Here is a 17105-nt window from a genome sequence, read left to right on the forward strand (position 1 = left end):
CGGGGTGGTTCAGGAGTGAATACGTGAAAGCCGCCGTCCTCTTCGAAGCCAAGACCCCCCTCCAGATCGAGGACGTGGCCGTCGACAAGCCCGCTGCGCATGAGGTGCTGATCCGCACCGCCGCGGTCGGCGTCTGCCGTTCCGACCTCCATTTCGTCGACGGCACCTATCCGCACGCCATGCCCACCATACCCGGCCACGAGGCCGCCGGCGTGGTCGAGGCGGTCGGCAGCGAGGTACGCGCGCTGAAGCCCGGCGACCACGTTGTCACCTGCCTCAGCACCTATTGCGGCGAGTGCGAATTCTGCGTCACCGGCCGCCTGTCGCTCTGCATCTCCTCCGCGGTGAAGCGGCCCAAGGGCGCGACCCCGCGGCTGATGCTCGGGGATCGGCCGGTCGCGCAGATGCTCAACCTGTCCGCCTATGCCGAGCAGATGCTGGTCCACGAGCACGCCTGCGTCCGCATCGATCCGGAGATGCCGCTCGATCGCGCCGCCATCCTGGGTTGCGCGGTGACCACCGGCGCCGGCGCGATCTTCAACGCCGCGCGCGTCGTGCCGGGCGAGACGGTGTGCGTCGTCGGTTGCGGCGGCGTTGGTCTCGCCGCGATCAACGCCGCGAAGATCGCCGGCGCGGGCAAGGTCATCGCTGTCGACCCGGTCGCCGACAAGCGCGACCTCGCCATGAAGCTCGGCGCTACCCACGCGATCGACGCGTCGAGCGACACTGCGGCCGACGAGGTGGTGGAAATCACCCGCGGCGGCGTTCACCACGCGATCGAGGCGGTCGGCCGCCCGCAATCGGCGGCGACCGCGGTCAAGGTGCTGCGCCGCGGCGGCATCGCGACGATCCTCGGCATGATGCCGCTCAGCGAGAAGGTCGGCCTGTCGGCGCTCGACCTGCTCGCCGACAAGACCGTGCAGGGCGCGCTGATGGGGCGCAACCACTTCCCCGTCGACTTGCCGCGCCTCGTCGACTTCTACCAGCGCGGCCTGCTCGACCTCGACACGATCATCGCCGCGCGGCTGCCGCTGGATCGCATCAACGACGCCTTCGACGAACTTCGCAAGGGCGACACCACCCGCACCGTCATCACCTTCGAGGCGGCATAGCGCCGCACCTTCCTTCGCGTGCACCCCGGCGGAGGCCGGGGCCCAGTTGGGAAACGACCATGACGCAGCGTATCGCTCCACCAAGTCCGCCCTCCCACCTGGGCTCCGGCCTTCGCCGGGGTGCCGGGAAGGGGTGCGACGTATGACCGACGGCATGCTCGGCACCGTCGCCGTCGAGCTGAAGGACCAGCTCGACACGACCCGTCTCGGCGCGTGGCTCGGCGACCACGTCCCCGGCTTCACCCCGCCGTGGAATTATTCCAAGTTCGCCGGCGGCCAGTCGAACCCCACCTACCGCATCGATTGGCAGGGCGGCGCCGCCGTCCTCCGCCGCAAGCCGTTCGGTCCGATCCTCCCCTCCGCCCACGCGGTCGAGCGCGAGTATCGCGTCATCGCCGGCCTCCATCCCACCGGCTTCCCCGTGCCCGCCCCCTACGGCCTGTGCGAGGACGCGGCCGTCATCGGCACCTCCTTCTACGTCATGGAGATGGTCGAGGGCCGCACCCTCTGGGACGGCGCCATGCCCGGCATGACCGCGCCCGAGCGCCGCGCCCACTACGACGCGATGGTCGACACGCTCGCCGCGCTCCACACCACCGATCATGTCGCCGCGGGTCTCGGCGATTACGGCAAGCCGGGCAATTATTTCGAGCGCCAGGTCGGCCGCTGGACCAAGCAGTACCGTGCTGCCGAGACCGAGCGGATGGAGTCGGTCGAGCGCCTGATCGACTGGCTGCCCCGCACGCTGCCCGAACAGACCGCGACCTCGATCGTCCACGGCGATTACCGCGTCGACAACATGATCTTCGCGAACGACGGCCCGCGGGTGCTGGCGGTGCTCGACTGGGAGTTGTCCACGCTCGGCGACCCGCTCGCCGATTTCTCCTATTTCCTGATGAACTGGGTCACCGAGCCCGAGGGCCGCTCGGGCGTCATGGGCCTGACCGGCCCCGACACGGGCATCCCGACGATCGAGGAGGTCGTCGCCCGCTACTGCGCCGCCACCGGCCGTGACGGCTTGCCGCAGCTCGACTGGTATTTCGCCTACAACCTCTTCCGCCTCACCGGCATCGTCCAGGGCATCAAGCGCCGCATCATCGACGGCAACGCGTCCAGCGCCAAGGCGGCGCAGACCGCCGCCCGGGTCTACGGCCTCGCCGACGCCGCCTGGGCCTTTGCCCAGCGGGCGGGCGCGTGATCGCGCTGTCCTACAAGCCGCGCTTCATGGCATGGTGCACCGATGATCGAACGAGAGGAAGATCGATCATGTTGAATTCTGAAACGATCGAATGCGCAAGTTTCGTTCTAGGGGTCAATCGAGTCAAGCAATCGTGAACTTCGTGGATAAACCCGCTCTGTTCGACCTGACCGGCAAGGTCGCGATCGTCACCGGCTCATCGCGTGGTATCGGCCGTGCGTCGGCGGAGGAGCTCGCGAGGGCAGGGGCCAAGGTGGTCATCTCCAGCCGCAAACAGGACGCCTGCGACGCCGTCGCTGCCGCGATCAACGCCGAGATGGGGGAAGGCAGCGCCATCGCCGTCGCCGCCTCGATCAGCGACAAGGCCGCGCTCCAGCGGCTGGTCGACGAGACGGTTGCCGCCTTCGGACAGGTCGACGTCCTCGTCTGCAACGCCGCGTCGAACCCCTATTACGGGCCGCAAGAGGGAATCGCGGACGATCAGTTCCGCAAGGTGCTCGACAACAATATCATCTCCAACCACTGGCTGATCTCCATGGTCGCGCCCGCCATGCGCGAGCGCGGGGAAGGATCGATCGTCATCGTCTCCTCGATCGGCGGCCTGCGCGGGTCGCCGGTGATCGGTGCCTACTGCATCTCCAAGGCTGCCGACATGCAGCTCGCCCGCAATCTGGCGGTCGAGTACGGCCCTCACGGCGTCCGCGTGAACTGCATCGCCCCCGGCCTCATCAAGACCGACTTCGCCCGCGCCCTGTGGGAAGATCCGGAGCGTATCCGTGCGGCGAACGAGACCGTCCCGCTCCGCCGCATTGGCGAACCCGACGAGGTCGCCGGCGCGGTCGTCTTCCTGGCGAGCCGCGCGAGCGCCTTCATGACCGGCCAGACGATGGTGATCGACGGCGGCGTGACCGCCTGAGGTCCGCCATGCCGGGCTTGTCCCGGCATCCAGGGCCCGGAACGCTCGGCTGCTTGGCTCTGGACACCGGGACGAGCCCGTTGTGACGCTTGGATTGAGGAGAGGGAAATGCGCTTCGACAACAAATCGGTGATCGTCACGGGCGCAGGCTCCGGCATCGGCCGCGCCGCCGCCATCGCCTTCGCGCGCGAAGGCGCCCGCGTCGTCTGCGCCGACATCACCGACGCCGTCGAGCAGACCGCCGCGACGATCGGCGACGCCGCCCGCGCCATCCGCATGGATGCCGGCAACGAGGATGACGTGATCCGCACGGTTGCCCTCGCGGTTGAGGCCCATGGCGGCCTCGACGTGATGTTCGCCAACGCCGGCATCTCCGGCGGCATGGCCAACCTCTTCGACACCGACGTGGCGCTCATCACCGAGGTGCTGCGCGTGAACCTGATCGGCCCCTTCCTCGCGATCAAGCACGCCGCGCCCGAAATCGCCAAGCGAGGGCGCGGCGCGATCGTGCTGACCGCCAGCGTCGCCGGTATCCGCTCGGGCGCGGGCTCGCCGGCCTATTCGGCGTCGAAGGCGGGCGTCATCAATCTGGCGCAGGTCTCCGCCCAGCAGCTGTCGGGCTCCAACGTCCGCGTCAACGCGATCTGCCCCGGCCTGACCGAGACCGGCATGACCAAGCCCGTCTTCGACAACGCCCGCGATGCCGGCAAGATCGACCGCGTCGGTCGCCTCAATCCCTTGCGCCGCGGTGCGCAGCCGGAGGAGCTGGCGGAGGCGGCGCTGTTCCTCGCCTCCGACGCGGCGAGCTACGTCAACGGCCAGGCGCTGGCGGTCGATGGCGGTCTATCGTCGAGCCATCCGGTTACCCGACAGGAATACGGCCTCACCGCCGCCTGATGAGCCCTTCCTGCGCGGCGCTCGCGACCAGCCGGCCGTCCTGCGTGAACACGCGACCGCGGTTGAACCCGCGCGCGTGCCCCGCCCACGGACTGTCCATGCTGTAGAGCAGCCACTCGTCCGCGCGGAACGGCTCGTGCAGCCATAGCGCATGGTCCAGGCTCGCGGTCTGCATGTCGGGGCTCATCCAGCCTACGCCGTGCGGCAGCATCGACGTGCCGAGCAGGCCCATGTCGGACGCGTAGGCGAGCACCGCCCGGTGCAGCGCCGGATCGTCGCCGATCGGCGCGGCCAGCCTGAACCACACATGCTGCACCGGCTCGCCCACCTCGGGCTTGACCCAGTTTCGAGGGGCGACCGGGCGGATGTCGATCGGCCGCGGGCGCAGCAGTACGCGGTGGTATCTCTCCGGAATGTCCGCGGCCATCGCCCGGCGCAGCTCGCGCTCGCTGGTCAGCTCCTCCGGCCCGGGTACGTCGGGCATCGTATCCTGATGCGCGAGGCCGTCCTCGGGCAGCTGGAACGAGCATGCCATGTTGAGGATCGGCTTGCCCCGCTGCATCGCGATCACCCGCCGCGTCGCGAAGCTGCGCCCCTCGAAATCGCGGACGACGCGGTAGACGATCGGGAAGTTCTCGTCGCCAGGCCGCATGAAATAGGCGTGGAGCGAATGGGCGACCTTGGGCGCTTCGGTCGACCGCTGCGCCGCCTGCAACGCCTGCGCGATCACCTGCCCGCCGAACACGCGGCCCTCGCCACCGGGCTGGCGCGCGCCCCGGAACAGGTCGCAATCGATCTCTTCGACGTCGAGCAGCGTGGCGAGGCCGGCGACGAGTTGCTCGGGCGTCGTGTCGTGGGGCGTGTTCAGGTCCATGCGGCTCCCTCGTCGCGCAAGCGGCAGACCGTCAATAGCCTGCGGCGCGTGCGAGCCTGTCCGCGTGGAAGTTGGCGTCGCCCCACAGCTCGGACAGGACGCGCGCGCGCTTCATGTAGAAGCCGATGTCGTACTCGTCGGTCATGCCAATGCCGCCGTGCATCTGGACGCCTTCGTTGACCGACAGCGTCGTGGCCATCGCGGTCATCGCCTTGGCGACCGACACCGCCTCCTCCGCCTTGTCGCTGCCCGCGTCGAGTAGCTGCTGCGCCTTCAGGACGGCGGCGCGCGCGACCTCCATCTCGCTGTAGAGATGCGCCGCACGGTGCTGGAGCGCCTGATATTCGCCGATCAGCCGGCCGAACTGCTTACGTTCCTTGAGGTAGCCGACCGTCATCGCCATCGCACCGCCGCCGACGCCGAGCAGCTCGGCCGAGGCACCGGTGCGGCCGGCGCGCAGCAGCCGGTCGAGCGGATCGCGACCGGCATCGACCTCGCCGATCACCGCGTCCGCGTCGACTTCGACCCCGTCAAAGTCGAGATGGGCGGCGATGCTCGAGTCGGCGAGCCGCTCGGCGCGCTTGTCGAGCCTGGCGGCGTCCGTCGGCACCGCGAACAAGGTGATGCCCTCGGCATCCTCGGCTGCGCCGGCGGTACGGGCGGCGACGATCAGCAGGTCGGCGACATGGGCGTGCGTGACAAAACGCTTGGCGCCGGTCAGCCGAAAGCCGTTGCCGGCGCGCTCCGCCTTCAACGCCACGCGATCGCGGTGCTTGGGCGTCTCGTCGATCGCGAGTGCGGCGACGGTCTCACCCGCGACGATGCCGGGGTACCAGCGCTCGGCGTGCGGCGTGCCCTTCAGCGCCTCGACTGCGGCGACGGCGGTGGTGAGAAAGGGGGAGGGGGAGAGGTTGCGACCGATCTCCTCCAGCACGACGCCGGCCTCGACGTGCCCCAGGCCGAGACCGCCCTGATCCTCGCCGACGAGGATGCCGGTGAAGCCCATCTCAGCGAACTGCTTCCACAGGTCGCGGCTGAACCCGGTTCGGTCGTCGACGTCGCGCAAGGACCGGAGATGCGACACCGGTGCGTTCTCGCCGACGAAGTCGCGGATCGTGTCCTGCAGGGTAGTCTGGTCGTCGTCGAGGTAGAGGGGCATGATGAACTCCGAAAAAAGCCGTTCGTGGTGAGGAGAGGCTGAGCCTGTCGAAGCCTCGTCTCGAACCACCCTTTCCTTCGAGAGGCCGCTTCGACTTCGCTCAGCGACTCCTCAGGACGAACGGAAGGGCAGGGGCACGCGAGCTGCTACGCTCCCGGCAGTTCGAGGATGCGCTTGGCGATGATGTTGAGCTGTACCTCCGACGTGCCGCCTTCGATCGAGTTGGCCTTGGTGCGCAGCCAGGCGCGCGCCGGGGCGCCGCCGCGGGTCGCCTCGCTGTCCCATTCGAGCGCGTCGGAACCGCCCCCCGCCATCTGCAGCTCGTGGCGGTCCTTGTTCAGCTCGGTGCCGTAGTACTTCATCATCGATGGCTGCGCGGGGTGGGCGCGGCCGGCCTTGAGTTCGTCGATGAAGCGCTCCGACATCGCCGCGAACGCCTTTGCACGAACCTGGAACAGCGCCATCTGCGACCGCAGGATCGGGTCGTCGAGGCGGCCCGCATCGTCGAGGCCGATCGCGGCCACTGCGCCGGGTACCAGCGTGTCACGGCCGCCTTCGCCCAGCCCCATGCCCGAGATCATCTCGCGCTCGTGGCCAAGCAGGTATTTGGCGACGTCCCAGCCCTTGTTCTCGTCGTGGACGCGGTTCTTCTTGGGAACCTTCACGTCGTCGAAGAAGGTTTCGCAGAAGGGCGAGTAGCCCGAGATCAGGAGGATCGGCTTGGTCGATACGCCCTCCAATTCCATGTCGAACAGCACGAAGCTGATCCCGCCCTGCTTGGTCGTCTTGTCCGTGCGGACGAGGCAGAAGATCCAGTCGGCCTGGTCGGCATAGCTGGTCCACACCTTCTGTCCGTTGACGACGTAATGGTCGCCCGCGTCGTCGGCGGAGGTCGCAAGGCTGGCGAGGTCGGAGCCGGCATTGGGCTCCGAATAGCCCTGGCACCAGCGGATCTCCCCGCGCACGATCTTGGGCAGATGCTCGCGCTTCTGCTCCTCGTTGCCATATTTGAGCAGCGCCGGCCCGAGCATCGAGATGCCGAAGCTGTAGAGCGGCGAGCGCGCATTGATCGCGCGCATCTCCTCGCGCAGGATCTTGGTCTCTGCGGGCGATAGGCCGCCGCCGCCATATTCCCTAGGCCAGTCGGGGACGGTCCAGCCGCGCTGGCCCATGACGTCGAGCCACTGCTTCTGCTCCGGGCTGGAGGGCGTGAAGCGGCGGCCGCCCCAGCAGACGTCCTTGTCGGACTTCACCGGCTTGCGCATCTCTGGCGGGCAGTTCTCCTCCAGCCAGGCGCGGGTGTCGGAGCGGAAGGTATCGAGGTCGGTCATTCTGTGTCTCCGCCGACGTTCTTCTTTTTTCGTCACCCCGGATTTGATCCGGGGTCCCGCTTCTTGGCCGGCGAAAGGAAGCGGGACCCCGGCTCGAGGCCGGGGCGACGGATGGATGGTTACTTGATCCGGCCGCCGGAAGCGGCCGCGTCCTTCAGGCTCTTCGCCGGCGTGAAGCCGTATTTCTCCAGCCCTTCGACGACCTTCGGCAGTCCTTCGGACTGCGCCCAGAACATCGGGCCGCCGCGATAGACGGGCCAGCCATAGCCGTAGATCCACACCACATCGACGTCCGACGCGCGCTGCGCCTTGCCCTCTTCGAGGATCAGCGCGCCCTCGTTGACCATCGTGTAGAGCGTGCGCGCGACGATCTCCTCGTCCGGGATCTCGCGCGGCGTCACGCCCGACTTGGCGCGGAAATCCTCGATGATCTCGGCGACGCGCGGGGAGTTCGAGGGCGTGCGCTTCTCGTCATAGTCGTAGAAGCCCGCCTTGGTCTTCTGGCCCCAGCGGTTCTCGGCGGCGAGCGCGTCGCGGATGTTCTCGATCCGGCTCGGATCGCGGTGCCAGCCGATATCGACGCCGGCGAGGTCGCTCATCTGGAACGGCCCCATCGGCATGCCGAAGGCGACGTGGACACGGTCGATCTGCTCCGGCGTCGCGCCTTCCAGCAGCAGCTTGGTCGCCTCGACCTGGCGGGGCATCAGCATGCGGTTGCCGATGAAGCCGTAGGTGACGCCTGCGACGACGGCGACCTTCTTGATGCGCTTGGCCAACGCCATGACAGTCGCCAGCACGTCGGGCGCGGTTTTGGCGCCGCGGACGACTTCCAGCAGCTTCATGACGTTGGCGGGGGAGAAGAAGTGCATGCCGACCACGTCGCCGGGGCGGGACGTGACCGCGGCGATCTCGTCGATGTCGAGGTACGACGTATTCGAGGCGAGGATCGCGCCCGGCTTGGCGATCTTGTCGAGGCGCGTGAAGATCTCCTTCTTCACGTCCATGTTCTCGTAGACGGCCTCGATGATGAGGTCGCATTCGGCGAGATCGTCGAAGTTCAGCGTCGGCGTCAGCGCGCCCATCGCGGCTTCGACCTGTTCGGGCTTCATTCGCCCCTTGGCGGCAGTCGCTTCGTAGTTCTTGCGCACCGTGCCGGTGCCGCGATCGAGCGCTTCCTGCTGCATCTCGACGATCGTCACCGGGATGCCTGCCGACAGGAAGTTCATCGAGATGCCACCGCCCATCGTGCCCGCGCCGATCACGCCGACGCGCTTGATCTCGCGCAGCTGGGTGTCGGCGGGGACGTCGTCGATCTTGGAGGCCTGACGCTCGGCGAAGAAGATGTGGCGCTGGGCGGCGGACTGCACGCCCATCATCAGTTTCATGAACTCCTGCCGCTCGAATGCCGACCCTTCCGCGTAGGACGAACCGTCGGTCGCCTTCTCGACGCAGGCGATATTGGCGAGCGGCGCCTCGAAGCCACGGAAGCGGCGGGCATTGTCCTTCTTGAACGCGGCGACCGCATCTGGATCGGCGGCGGCGACCTTCTCGCTGGCGCGCGGGATCGGGCGCGCCGCCTTGATCTCGCGCGCGAAGGCGATGGCGTCCGCCTCCAGCGAGTCCTCACCGGCGAGGCGATCGACCAGTCCGGCCTCGTGCGCTTTCTTCGCCGGGATCTGATCGCCCTTGGCGGTCAGTTCCAGTGCCAGCTTGACGCCGGCGATGCGCGGCAGCCGCTGCGTGCCGCCCGCGCCGGGGAGCAGGCCGAGCTTGACCTCGGGCGTGCCGAGCTTGGCCGAGGGAACAGCGATGCGATAATGGCTGGCGAGCGCGACCTCGCAGCCCCCGCCGAGTGCGGTGCCGTGGATCGCGGCGAGGACCGGCTTGTCCGACGCCTCGATCATGTCGACTAGCGTCGGCAGCAGCGGATCGACTGGCGGCTTGGTGAATTCGGTGATGTCGGCGCCCGCGAAGAAGGTGCGGCCGTCGCAGCGGATCACCATCGCCTCCACGCTCGCGTCGGCGACGCCCTCCTTGATCGCGGCCTCCAGGCCCTGGCGGACGGCGGCGGAGAGCGCGTTGACCGGCTGGTTGTCGGAGATGATGACGAGGATCTCGTCGTGGCGCTCGGTGCGGATCGGGGAGGTCATGTGGTTCTCCTAGGCAAGCTGGCCGTCGTGCCGGACTTGTCCCGGCATCCAGAGCCGAGCAGCGTACCGCCCATGACCCTGGATCCCGGGACAAGCCCGGGACAACGAAAGGGAAAGTATCAGACGAGGCCGGCGTAGATCATGGTCTTGATCTCGCGACGGATGGGATAGGCGGAGGACGGCGACAGCTGCGTCATGAACACCATGTGCAGCCGCTCGACCGGATCGCAGAAGAAGGCGGTCGAGAAGATGCCGCCCCAGTAATATTCGCCGACCGACCCCGGCAGCATCGCGCGCGCCGGATCGATCGTCACCGCGAAGCCCAGGCCAAAGCCCGCGCCCGCGTTGGTCGTCTCGCTGAACATCGATCGTGACAGCGACGCGAGGTCCGCCCCGCCCGGCAGGTGGTTGGCGGTCATCAATTCGATCGTCTTGCGGCCGAGCAGCCCCTCTCCGCCGTTCAGCAGGAACGAGCAGAAGCGATGATAGTCGAGACTGGTCGACACCAACCCGCCGCCGCCGGACAGCAGCTTCGGCGCGCGGCGCCACGCGCTCGATGCGCCGGCATCGTAGAGGACGCGATTACCCGGCGGGTCGAGCGCCCAGCAGTCGACCAGCCGGTCGATCTCGGTCTCGGGCACCTGGAAGAAAGTATCGTCCATGCCGAGCGGGAGAAAAATCCGCTCGCGGAAGAAGGTGTCGAGCGCCTGTCCCGACACCCGCTCGACCACGGCGCCCAGCACGTCGGTCGCCACCGAGTAATTCCATCCCGTGCCCGGCGCGAACTCCAGCGGGATCTCGGCGAGCGCGGCAACGAAGCTCTGGAGGTCGTGCGCGCCGTGCCAGCTTTCCAGCTTGCCGGCGCGATAGGCGGCGTCGATGTTGGAGCGGTTCTGAAAGCCGTATGTGAAGCCTGCCGTGTGGCGCAGCAGGTCAACCATCCGCATTGGCTCGCCCACCGGCGTCGTCGCGAATGGCGCCGCCCCGCCGCCGCCTGCCCATACGCCGGTCTTCGACAGTTCGGGCAGAACGTGGTGGACAGGCGTGTCGAGCGCGACCTTCGCCTGCTCGACCAGCATCATGAACGCGACCGAGGTGACCGGCTTGGTCATCGATGCGATGCGGAACAGCGACCGGTCGTTCACCGGCGAAGACTCGCCGTCGCGGGCGGCGCCCTGGTGCGAGAAGTGGACGATCTCGCCATCCCGGGCGACCAGCAGCTGCGCGTGCGGCAGCAGGCCGGTGTCCAGATATTTGGCGGCGAGGTGCCGGTCGATCGCGGCGAGCCGACCGGGTGCGAAGCCCTTCGTTGCCGCGTCGTCGATCATGCCCTGGTCCATACCCTCGCTTCGAAACACCGGATCGCCCTATCGCCTTGAAGCGGGTGCGGATCAACTATAAACCGCCGAAACGTTGCCCGCCAGCGGCAAACCCGACCTTCTAGGAGCAGCCCCATCGTGACCAGCGGCCCCGTCATCGCGCTTTCTCCTGCCTGGCCTGCCACCACGCTCGCGGAGGCGACCGCTCGGTTGACGGCGCCGGGTATGAAATTCGAGATGGAGGAGGTCGCGGTCCGCGGCGTGCCGACGCGCGTGTGGAAGAACACGCCGCCTTCGCTGCCCTGGCTTCTCACCGCGGCGCGCGCCCATGGCGAGCGACTGCTGACGATCTACGAGGATGAGCGCGTCACCTACGAGGCGAATTTTCGCGCCACGGCGGCGCTGTCGGCGCACCTCGCCAGGGCGGGGATCGGACGGGGCGACCGGGTGGCGATCGCGATGCGCAACCTGCCCGAATGGATCGCGGCGTTCTTCGCGATCACCGCGCTCGGCGCGGTCGCGGTGCCGCTCAACGCCTGGTGGACGGGTGGCGAGCTCGCCTACGGCTTGTCCGATTCGGGCGCCAAGCTGTTGATCGCCGACGGCGAGCGGCACGAGCGGCTGCTGGCGCACTATGCCGATCTCCCCTCGGTGGAAGCGGTGCTGGTGGCGCGCGCGACGACCCCGCTCGACGGTCACGCGACCCGGCTGGAGGAGGTGATCGGCACACCGCACGACTGGTCGGCGCTGCCCGACGCCGCGCTACCCCTGGTCGACATCGCATCGGACGACGACGCGACGATCTTCTACACCAGCGGCACCACGGGCGCGCCCAAGGGGGCGGTGGGAACGCACCGATCCATCCTCACCAACATCCTGTCGTCCGGTTTCTCCGCGGCGCGCTCCTACATCCGCCGGGGCGAGGTGCCGCCCGAGGCGGCGCCCCGCGTCGCACTGACGGTGATCCCGATGTTCCACGTCACCGCCTGTTCGGCGCACATGATGGCATCGATCGCGACCGGCAGCACGACGATCTTCATGCGCCGCTGGGACACGGTGCGCGCGATGGAGATCATCGAGCGTGAGCGGGTAACGCTGACCGGCGGCGTGCCGACGATCGCGTGGCAGCTGCTCGAACACCCCGATCGCGATCGCTACGACCTGTCGAGCCTGGAGGCGATCGCCTATGGCGGCGCACCGTCCGCGCCCGAGCTGGTCCGCCGCATTTACGAGGAGTTCGGCGCGCTGCCCGGCAACGGCTGGGGGATGACCGAGACCACGGCGACGGTGACGCATCATGTCGCCGAGGATTATCTCAACCGCCCCGACAGCGCCGGGCCGCCGGTCGCGGTCGCCGACCTGAAGATCATGGATGCCGACGGAACCACCGAACTGCCGGTCGGCGAGGTCGGCGAATTGTGGTCGAAGGGACCGATGAACGCGCGCGCCTATTGGAACAAGCCGGAGGCGTCGGCGACCACCTTCGTCGACGGCTGGGTGCGGACGGGCGATCTCGCGCGGCTCGACGAGGAGGGATTCCTGTTCGTCGTCGATCGCGCGAAGGACATGGTGATCCGCGGTGGCGAGAACATCTACTCGATCGAGGTCGAGAACGTCCTCTACGCGCACCCGGCGGTCACCGACGCGGCGTTGGTCGGCATCCCGCACCGCACGCTCGGCGAGGAGCCGGCGGCGGTGGTCCACCTCGCCCCCGGCGAGCGCGCGAGCGAGGCGGAGTTGCAGCAGTGGGTTCGCGACCGGCTGGCTGCCTTCAAGGTGCCGGTGGCGATCCGCTTCTCGGAGGCGACCTTGCCGCGGAACGCCAACGGCAAGGTGCTCAAGACCGAGCTGCGGCAATTGTTCGCCGACTAGCGGCAGCGCACGTTGCTGTCCTGGTCCACCGCGCGGCCGGCGAGCGCGCCGGCCGCGCCGCCGAGCAGCGTGCCGAGGATGCGGCTGCGGCCGCCGTCGATGACGTTGCCGAGAATGCCACCCGCCGCGCCGCCGACGATCAGGCCGGTGGTGCCGTCGTTGCGGCGGCAATAATAGCGGCCGTCATAGCCGGCATAGACGCGCTCGTTGGGCTGCACGATCCGCTCGCGATACTGGGTGCCGCCACGATAGTCGCGGGCGGGATCGTAGACGGCCTCGTCCTCTTCCGAGTAGCCGTAGGCGTCGGGCGCGCGGCGATAGCCGTTGTCGTAAGCGGGAGGTGGAGCGTAGGCGGCGCGGCCGCCGCGGGCGGCCTGATAGCGATCCGCCTCCTGGCGGTAGATCTGGTACTCGCGATCGAAGCGGTCCTGCGCGGCCTGGAAGCGCGCGTCGGCGGCACTCGACTGCGCCTGGGCGGCGGGCGCCAGCGCGGTGATCGCGAGTGATGCGGCGAGGATGCGGGAAAGCATGAACAACGGTCCTCCGGCCCGCGAATCGGGCATGGTGGCGAGTTTACGGGTAACGGACGAACTGGTTCCTGAACGGGACGGCCGGCCGCTCGCGAAGCCGATTGGATCATTCAGCGCGGACGTATATGGAGGCGTCGCGGGCCGGTCTTCGGCGCATCGCCAAGGTACGCGTAAGAGGGTCACGACCATCGGCTTCCCAGCCTATATCGCAGCCGCGATGGCGACGATGCCGTCGGTGCAGGCCGGCGAGGCGATCGTCGCCCCGCCGCCGGCCACCGTCGCCGCGCCGCCCGCGATTGTCCCGGTGTCGCCCACGCAGGACCCCGCCGCGCCGGTCCCCGTGCTGCCGTCGCAGGGCCCGGCGGCGCCCCTCCCGCAGGACCTCGGCACGTCGCTCCCGACGTCCTCCGCCGCGCCCGCCCAGGACGTTCCCGTGCAGGACGGCCCCGCGCGGGACGGCCGTTCCCAGAACGGCGACGTGGTGGTGGTCGGTCGCGACGGACGGGGCGATCCGTTGAACGGTGTCAACCGCGACAGTTACGAAGCGACCGAGGCGGTGGACAAGGCCGTGTTCGGCCCGGCGGCGCTGGCCTATCGCAAGCAGATCCCGCGCCCCTTGCGATCGGGCATCCGCAACTTCGTCGCCAACCTGCGCGAGCCGATCAACGCGGCCAATTTCCTGCTCCAGCACAAGATCGGCAAGGCGGTCGAGACGGTCGGCCGGTTCGCGATCAACACCACGCTGGGCGTTGCCGGGCTGTTCGACGCGGCCAAGAAGAAGCCGTTCAACCTGCCGCGACGGCGTAACAGCTTCGCCAACACGCTCGGCTTCTACGGCGTCAAGCCGGGGCCGTACCTGTTCCTGCCGCTGATCGGGTCCACCACGGTGCGCGACCTGTTCGGGACGGTCGCGGACCAAGTGCTGCTGCCGGTCGGTCCCTTCCGGCCGCTGCGCCAGCCGGCGGTGGGGATCCCGCTCGGCGTGCTGAACGCGCTCGATTTCCGCGCCGAGTTCGACGACGAGCTGGAGGCGCTCCGCACGCAGAAGCGCCCCTATGTCGCGATGCGCGAATTCTACCTGCAGCGGCGCCAGGCCGAGATCGACGCGCTGCGCGGCAAGCGGCCCTACCCGCCGGCCAAGACCAAGAGCCTCCAGATGATCCTCGACCCCGACGCGGCAGCGCGGGCGGGGCAGGTGAGAGAGGGTGCGGCCACGCCGACGCCGATGCCGACACCGACGGAGCAGCCATCGCCCGCGCCCGAGCCGGGGGTGTCCGCGGACCGACCCGTCGACCCTGCACTGGTCGATCCAGGGCCGCAAAGGTAACGAAGGTACGGCCCTGTCAGCGCGAACGTCGACGAACCGTTCACCTGCCGTCCTTCAGCGACGGCGCTGGGCGCATCGGCTCACCCCGCCGTCACGAAACTGTCCATCACCCGCTTGCGGCCCGCCTGTTCGAAATCGATCTCCAGCTTGTTGCCCTCGATCGCGGCGATGGTGCCGTAGCCGAACTTCTGGTGGAAGACGCGCTGGCCCTGGGCGAGGTCGTCGCGGCCCTTGTTGCCGAGGCTGACGGAGGGGGCGCGGCTCTCGACGACGCGGGCGGGTTCGCGTGAGAAGGTGCGCGACTGCCAGTCGCCGCCGGGCTTGGCGGGGTTGAGGGTGCCGGCGGCGCGCTGCCAGCCGGGGCCGCGGCCGGTGCCTCGCGCCACGTCGGCGAAGGGGTCGGCGCGCTCGGACCAGTTGGCTCGCCAGAGCGACTCGCCGCCGGTCATGCTGGTCTCGCTGTCGATATGCTCGGCGGGGAGTTCGCCGACGAAACGGCTGGGGATGGACGAGGTCCACTGGCCGTAGATGCGGCGGTTGGCGGCGTGGAGGATGAAGGCGCGACGGCGCGCGCGCGTGATCGCGACATAGGCGAGGCGGCGTTCCTCCTCCAGCGACTTGGTGCCGCCCTCGTCGATCGCGCGCTGCGAGGGGAACAGGCCCTCCTCCCAGCCCGCCAGGAAGACGGTGTCGAATTCCAGCCCCTTGGCGGCGTGGATGGTCATGATCGTGATCTGCGGGTCGTTGCGGCCGCCCTCGTTGTCCATCACCAACGACACGTGTTCGAGGAAGGCGCCGAGCGAGTCGTACTCCTCCATCGCGCGGACCAGTTCGGTCAGGTTCTCGAGACGCCCGGCGGCCTCGGCCGATTTCTCCGCCTGGTACATGGCGGTGTAGCCGCTCTCGTCGAGCAGCTGGCGGGCGAGTTCGGCATGGGGCAACTGCGTCGCCATGTCGCGCCAGCGGGCGATGTCGCCGATCAGGCGTCCGAGCGATTTGCGCGCGGCGCCCGTGAGTTCGTCGGTGTCGAGGATGCGCGCCGACGCGGTGGTGAGCGGGAGCTGTTCGGCGCGGGCGAGCTGGTGGATCTTCGCGACCGCCTTGTCGCCGAGGCCGCGCTTGGGGACATTGATGATGCGTTCGAAGGCGAGGTCGTCGGCGGGCTGGTTGACGACGCGGAGATAGGCGAGCGCGTCGCGAATCTCGGCGCGCTCGTAGAAGCGAAAGCCGCCGACGATCTTGTACGGCATGCCGGTGGCGATGAAGCGGTCCTCGAACTCGCGCGTCTGGTGCGAGGCGCGCACCAGGATGGCGATGTCGTCGAGCGAGGTGCCGGATCGGCGTGCGGCCTCGATCTCGTCGCCGACCCGGCGTGCCTCCTCGGGGCCGTCCCATATGCCGAGCACGCGGACCTTCTCGCCCGCATCCAGCTCGGTCCAGAGCTGCTTGCCGAGGCGGCCGCTGTTGTTGGCGATGACGCCGCCTGCGGCGCCCAGGATGTGCGGGGTGGAGCGGTAATTCTGCTCCAGGCGGATCACCGCGGCACCGGGGAAGTCCTTCTCGAACCGCAGGATGTTCTCCACCTGCGCGCCGCGCCACGAGTAGATCGACTGGTCGTCGTCGCCGACGCAGGCGATGTTCTTGCGCTCCTGCGCCAGCAGGCGGAGCCAGAGGTACTGGACGCTGTTGGTGTCCTGATACTCGTCGACCATGATGTAGCTGAAACGCTGCTGATAGAGCTCCAGCACGTCGCGATGCCGACGCAGGATAACGAGCATGTGGAGAAGGAGGTCGCCGAAGTCGCAGGCGTTCACCGCCTTCAACCGATCCTGATATTGCCGGTACAGCTCGCCGCCGCGGCCGTTGGCGTAGCGTTCGGCCTCGCCGGCGTCGATATCGCCGGGGGTCAGGCCCTTGTTCTTCCACTCGTCGATCAGGCCGGCGAGCGCGCGGGCGGGAAAGCGCTTCTCGTCCAGGTCGGCGGCGACGATCAGCTGCTTCAGCAGGCGGAGCTGGTCGTCGGTGTCGAGGATGGTGAAGTTGGATTGCAGCCCGACCAGCTCGGCGTGGCGGCGGAGCATCTTGGCGCCGATCGCGTGAAAGGTGCCGAGCCAAGGCATGCCCTCCACCGCCTCGCCAACGAGGCGGCCGACCCGCTCGCGCATCTCGCGCGCGGCACGGTTGGTGAAGGTCACCGCGAGGATCTCCGACGGCCAGGCTTTCCGCGTGTAGAGCAGGTGGGCGAGGCGCGCGGTGAGTGCCGCGGTCTTGCCGGTGCCGGCGCCCGCCAGCATCAGCACGGGGCCCTCGGTGGTCAACACCGCCTCGCGTTGCGGCGGGTTGAGGCCCTTGAGATAGGGTGGGTCGGCGAGCTGCGTATCGGTCACATTCGTGCAGGTAGGCGGGCTTGTACTCCGGCG

The 17105-nt window shown here is 68.6% G+C and carries 13 protein-coding genes; 6 read left to right on the top strand and 7 right to left on the bottom strand.

The genetic code is table 11. The features are described 5' to 3' along the window. The first annotated feature begins 23 nt into the window (after positions 1 to 23). The 4 genes from BM145_RS06085 to BM145_RS06100 all read left to right on the top strand — a co-directional run bounded on the left by BM145_RS06085 (position 24) and on the right by BM145_RS06100 (position 4123). Positions 24 to 1112, top strand: a complete 1089-nt coding sequence (locus BM145_RS06085) for a Zn-dependent alcohol dehydrogenase (protein WP_245739120.1) — start codon at positions 24 to 26, stop codon at positions 1110 to 1112. A 142-nt stretch (positions 1113 to 1254) separates the two neighbouring features. Beyond that, positions 1255 to 2310: a phosphotransferase family protein gene (locus BM145_RS06090; RefSeq protein ID WP_093332547.1), complete on the top strand. Its 1056-nt coding sequence runs from the start codon at positions 1255 to 1257 to the stop codon at positions 2308 to 2310. Positions 2311 to 2452: 142 nt separating this feature from the next. Next, positions 2453 to 3226, top strand: coding sequence for an SDR family NAD(P)-dependent oxidoreductase (locus BM145_RS06095; protein WP_245739122.1), 774 nt, complete (start codon positions 2453 to 2455; stop codon positions 3224 to 3226). Between the two features lie 108 nt (positions 3227 to 3334). Further along, positions 3335 to 4123, top strand: a complete 789-nt coding sequence (locus tag BM145_RS06100; protein WP_093332550.1) for an SDR family NAD(P)-dependent oxidoreductase — start codon at positions 3335 to 3337, stop codon at positions 4121 to 4123. Here BM145_RS06100 and BM145_RS06105 read toward each other — a convergent pair. From BM145_RS06105 to BM145_RS06125, 5 genes are all read right to left on the bottom strand, one after another. Beyond that, positions 4110 to 4997, bottom strand: coding sequence for an acyl-CoA thioesterase (locus BM145_RS06105; RefSeq protein ID WP_093332551.1), 888 nt, complete (start codon positions 4995 to 4997; stop codon positions 4110 to 4112). The genes BM145_RS06100 and BM145_RS06105 overlap by 14 nt on opposite strands. Before the next feature lie 31 nt (positions 4998 to 5028). Continuing rightward, positions 5029 to 6156 (bottom strand): acyl-CoA dehydrogenase family protein, encoded by a 1128-nt coding sequence (locus tag BM145_RS06110; protein ID WP_093332552.1) that lies wholly within the window; start codon positions 6154 to 6156, stop codon positions 5029 to 5031. A gap of 146 nt (positions 6157 to 6302) precedes the next feature. Continuing rightward, entirely contained in the window at positions 6303 to 7487 is a 1185-nt protein-coding gene (locus BM145_RS06115) for an acyl-CoA dehydrogenase family protein (protein WP_093332553.1), read from the bottom strand. Between the two features lie 119 nt (positions 7488 to 7606). Continuing rightward, entirely contained in the window at positions 7607 to 9637 is a 2031-nt protein-coding gene (locus BM145_RS06120) for a 3-hydroxyacyl-CoA dehydrogenase NAD-binding domain-containing protein (RefSeq protein ID WP_093332555.1), read from the bottom strand. A gap of 119 nt (positions 9638 to 9756) precedes the next feature. Next, complete coding sequence (locus BM145_RS06125) at positions 9757 to 10965, bottom strand: serine hydrolase domain-containing protein (RefSeq protein WP_093332836.1); 1209 nt, start codon at positions 10963 to 10965, stop codon at positions 9757 to 9759. Between the two features lie 129 nt (positions 10966 to 11094). On the opposite strand from BM145_RS06125, the gene BM145_RS06130 reads away from it, so the two are divergent. Continuing rightward, complete coding sequence (locus BM145_RS06130; RefSeq protein WP_245739124.1) at positions 11095 to 12828, top strand: class I adenylate-forming enzyme family protein; 1734 nt, start codon at positions 11095 to 11097, stop codon at positions 12826 to 12828. Here BM145_RS06130 and BM145_RS06135 read toward each other — a convergent pair. Beyond that, positions 12825 to 13358, bottom strand: coding sequence for a glycine zipper 2TM domain-containing protein (locus BM145_RS06135; protein WP_093332558.1), 534 nt, complete (start codon positions 13356 to 13358; stop codon positions 12825 to 12827). The genes BM145_RS06130 and BM145_RS06135 overlap by 4 nt on opposite strands. A gap of 217 nt (positions 13359 to 13575) precedes the next feature. On the opposite strand from BM145_RS06135, the gene BM145_RS06140 reads away from it, so the two are divergent. After that, positions 13576 to 14685, top strand: coding sequence for an MlaA family lipoprotein (locus BM145_RS06140; protein WP_093332559.1), 1110 nt, complete (start codon positions 13576 to 13578; stop codon positions 14683 to 14685). 80 nt (positions 14686 to 14765) lie between these two features. Here BM145_RS06140 and BM145_RS06145 read toward each other — a convergent pair whose 3' ends face one another. Beyond that, complete coding sequence (locus tag BM145_RS06145) at positions 14766 to 17072, bottom strand: ATP-dependent helicase (protein ID WP_093332561.1); 2307 nt, start codon at positions 17070 to 17072, stop codon at positions 14766 to 14768. Positions 17073 to 17105: the final 33 nt, after the last annotated feature.

The organism is Sphingomonas rubra (assembly GCF_900115745.1).
Taxonomy (GTDB): domain Bacteria; phylum Pseudomonadota; class Alphaproteobacteria; order Sphingomonadales; family Sphingomonadaceae; genus Sphingomonas; species Sphingomonas rubra.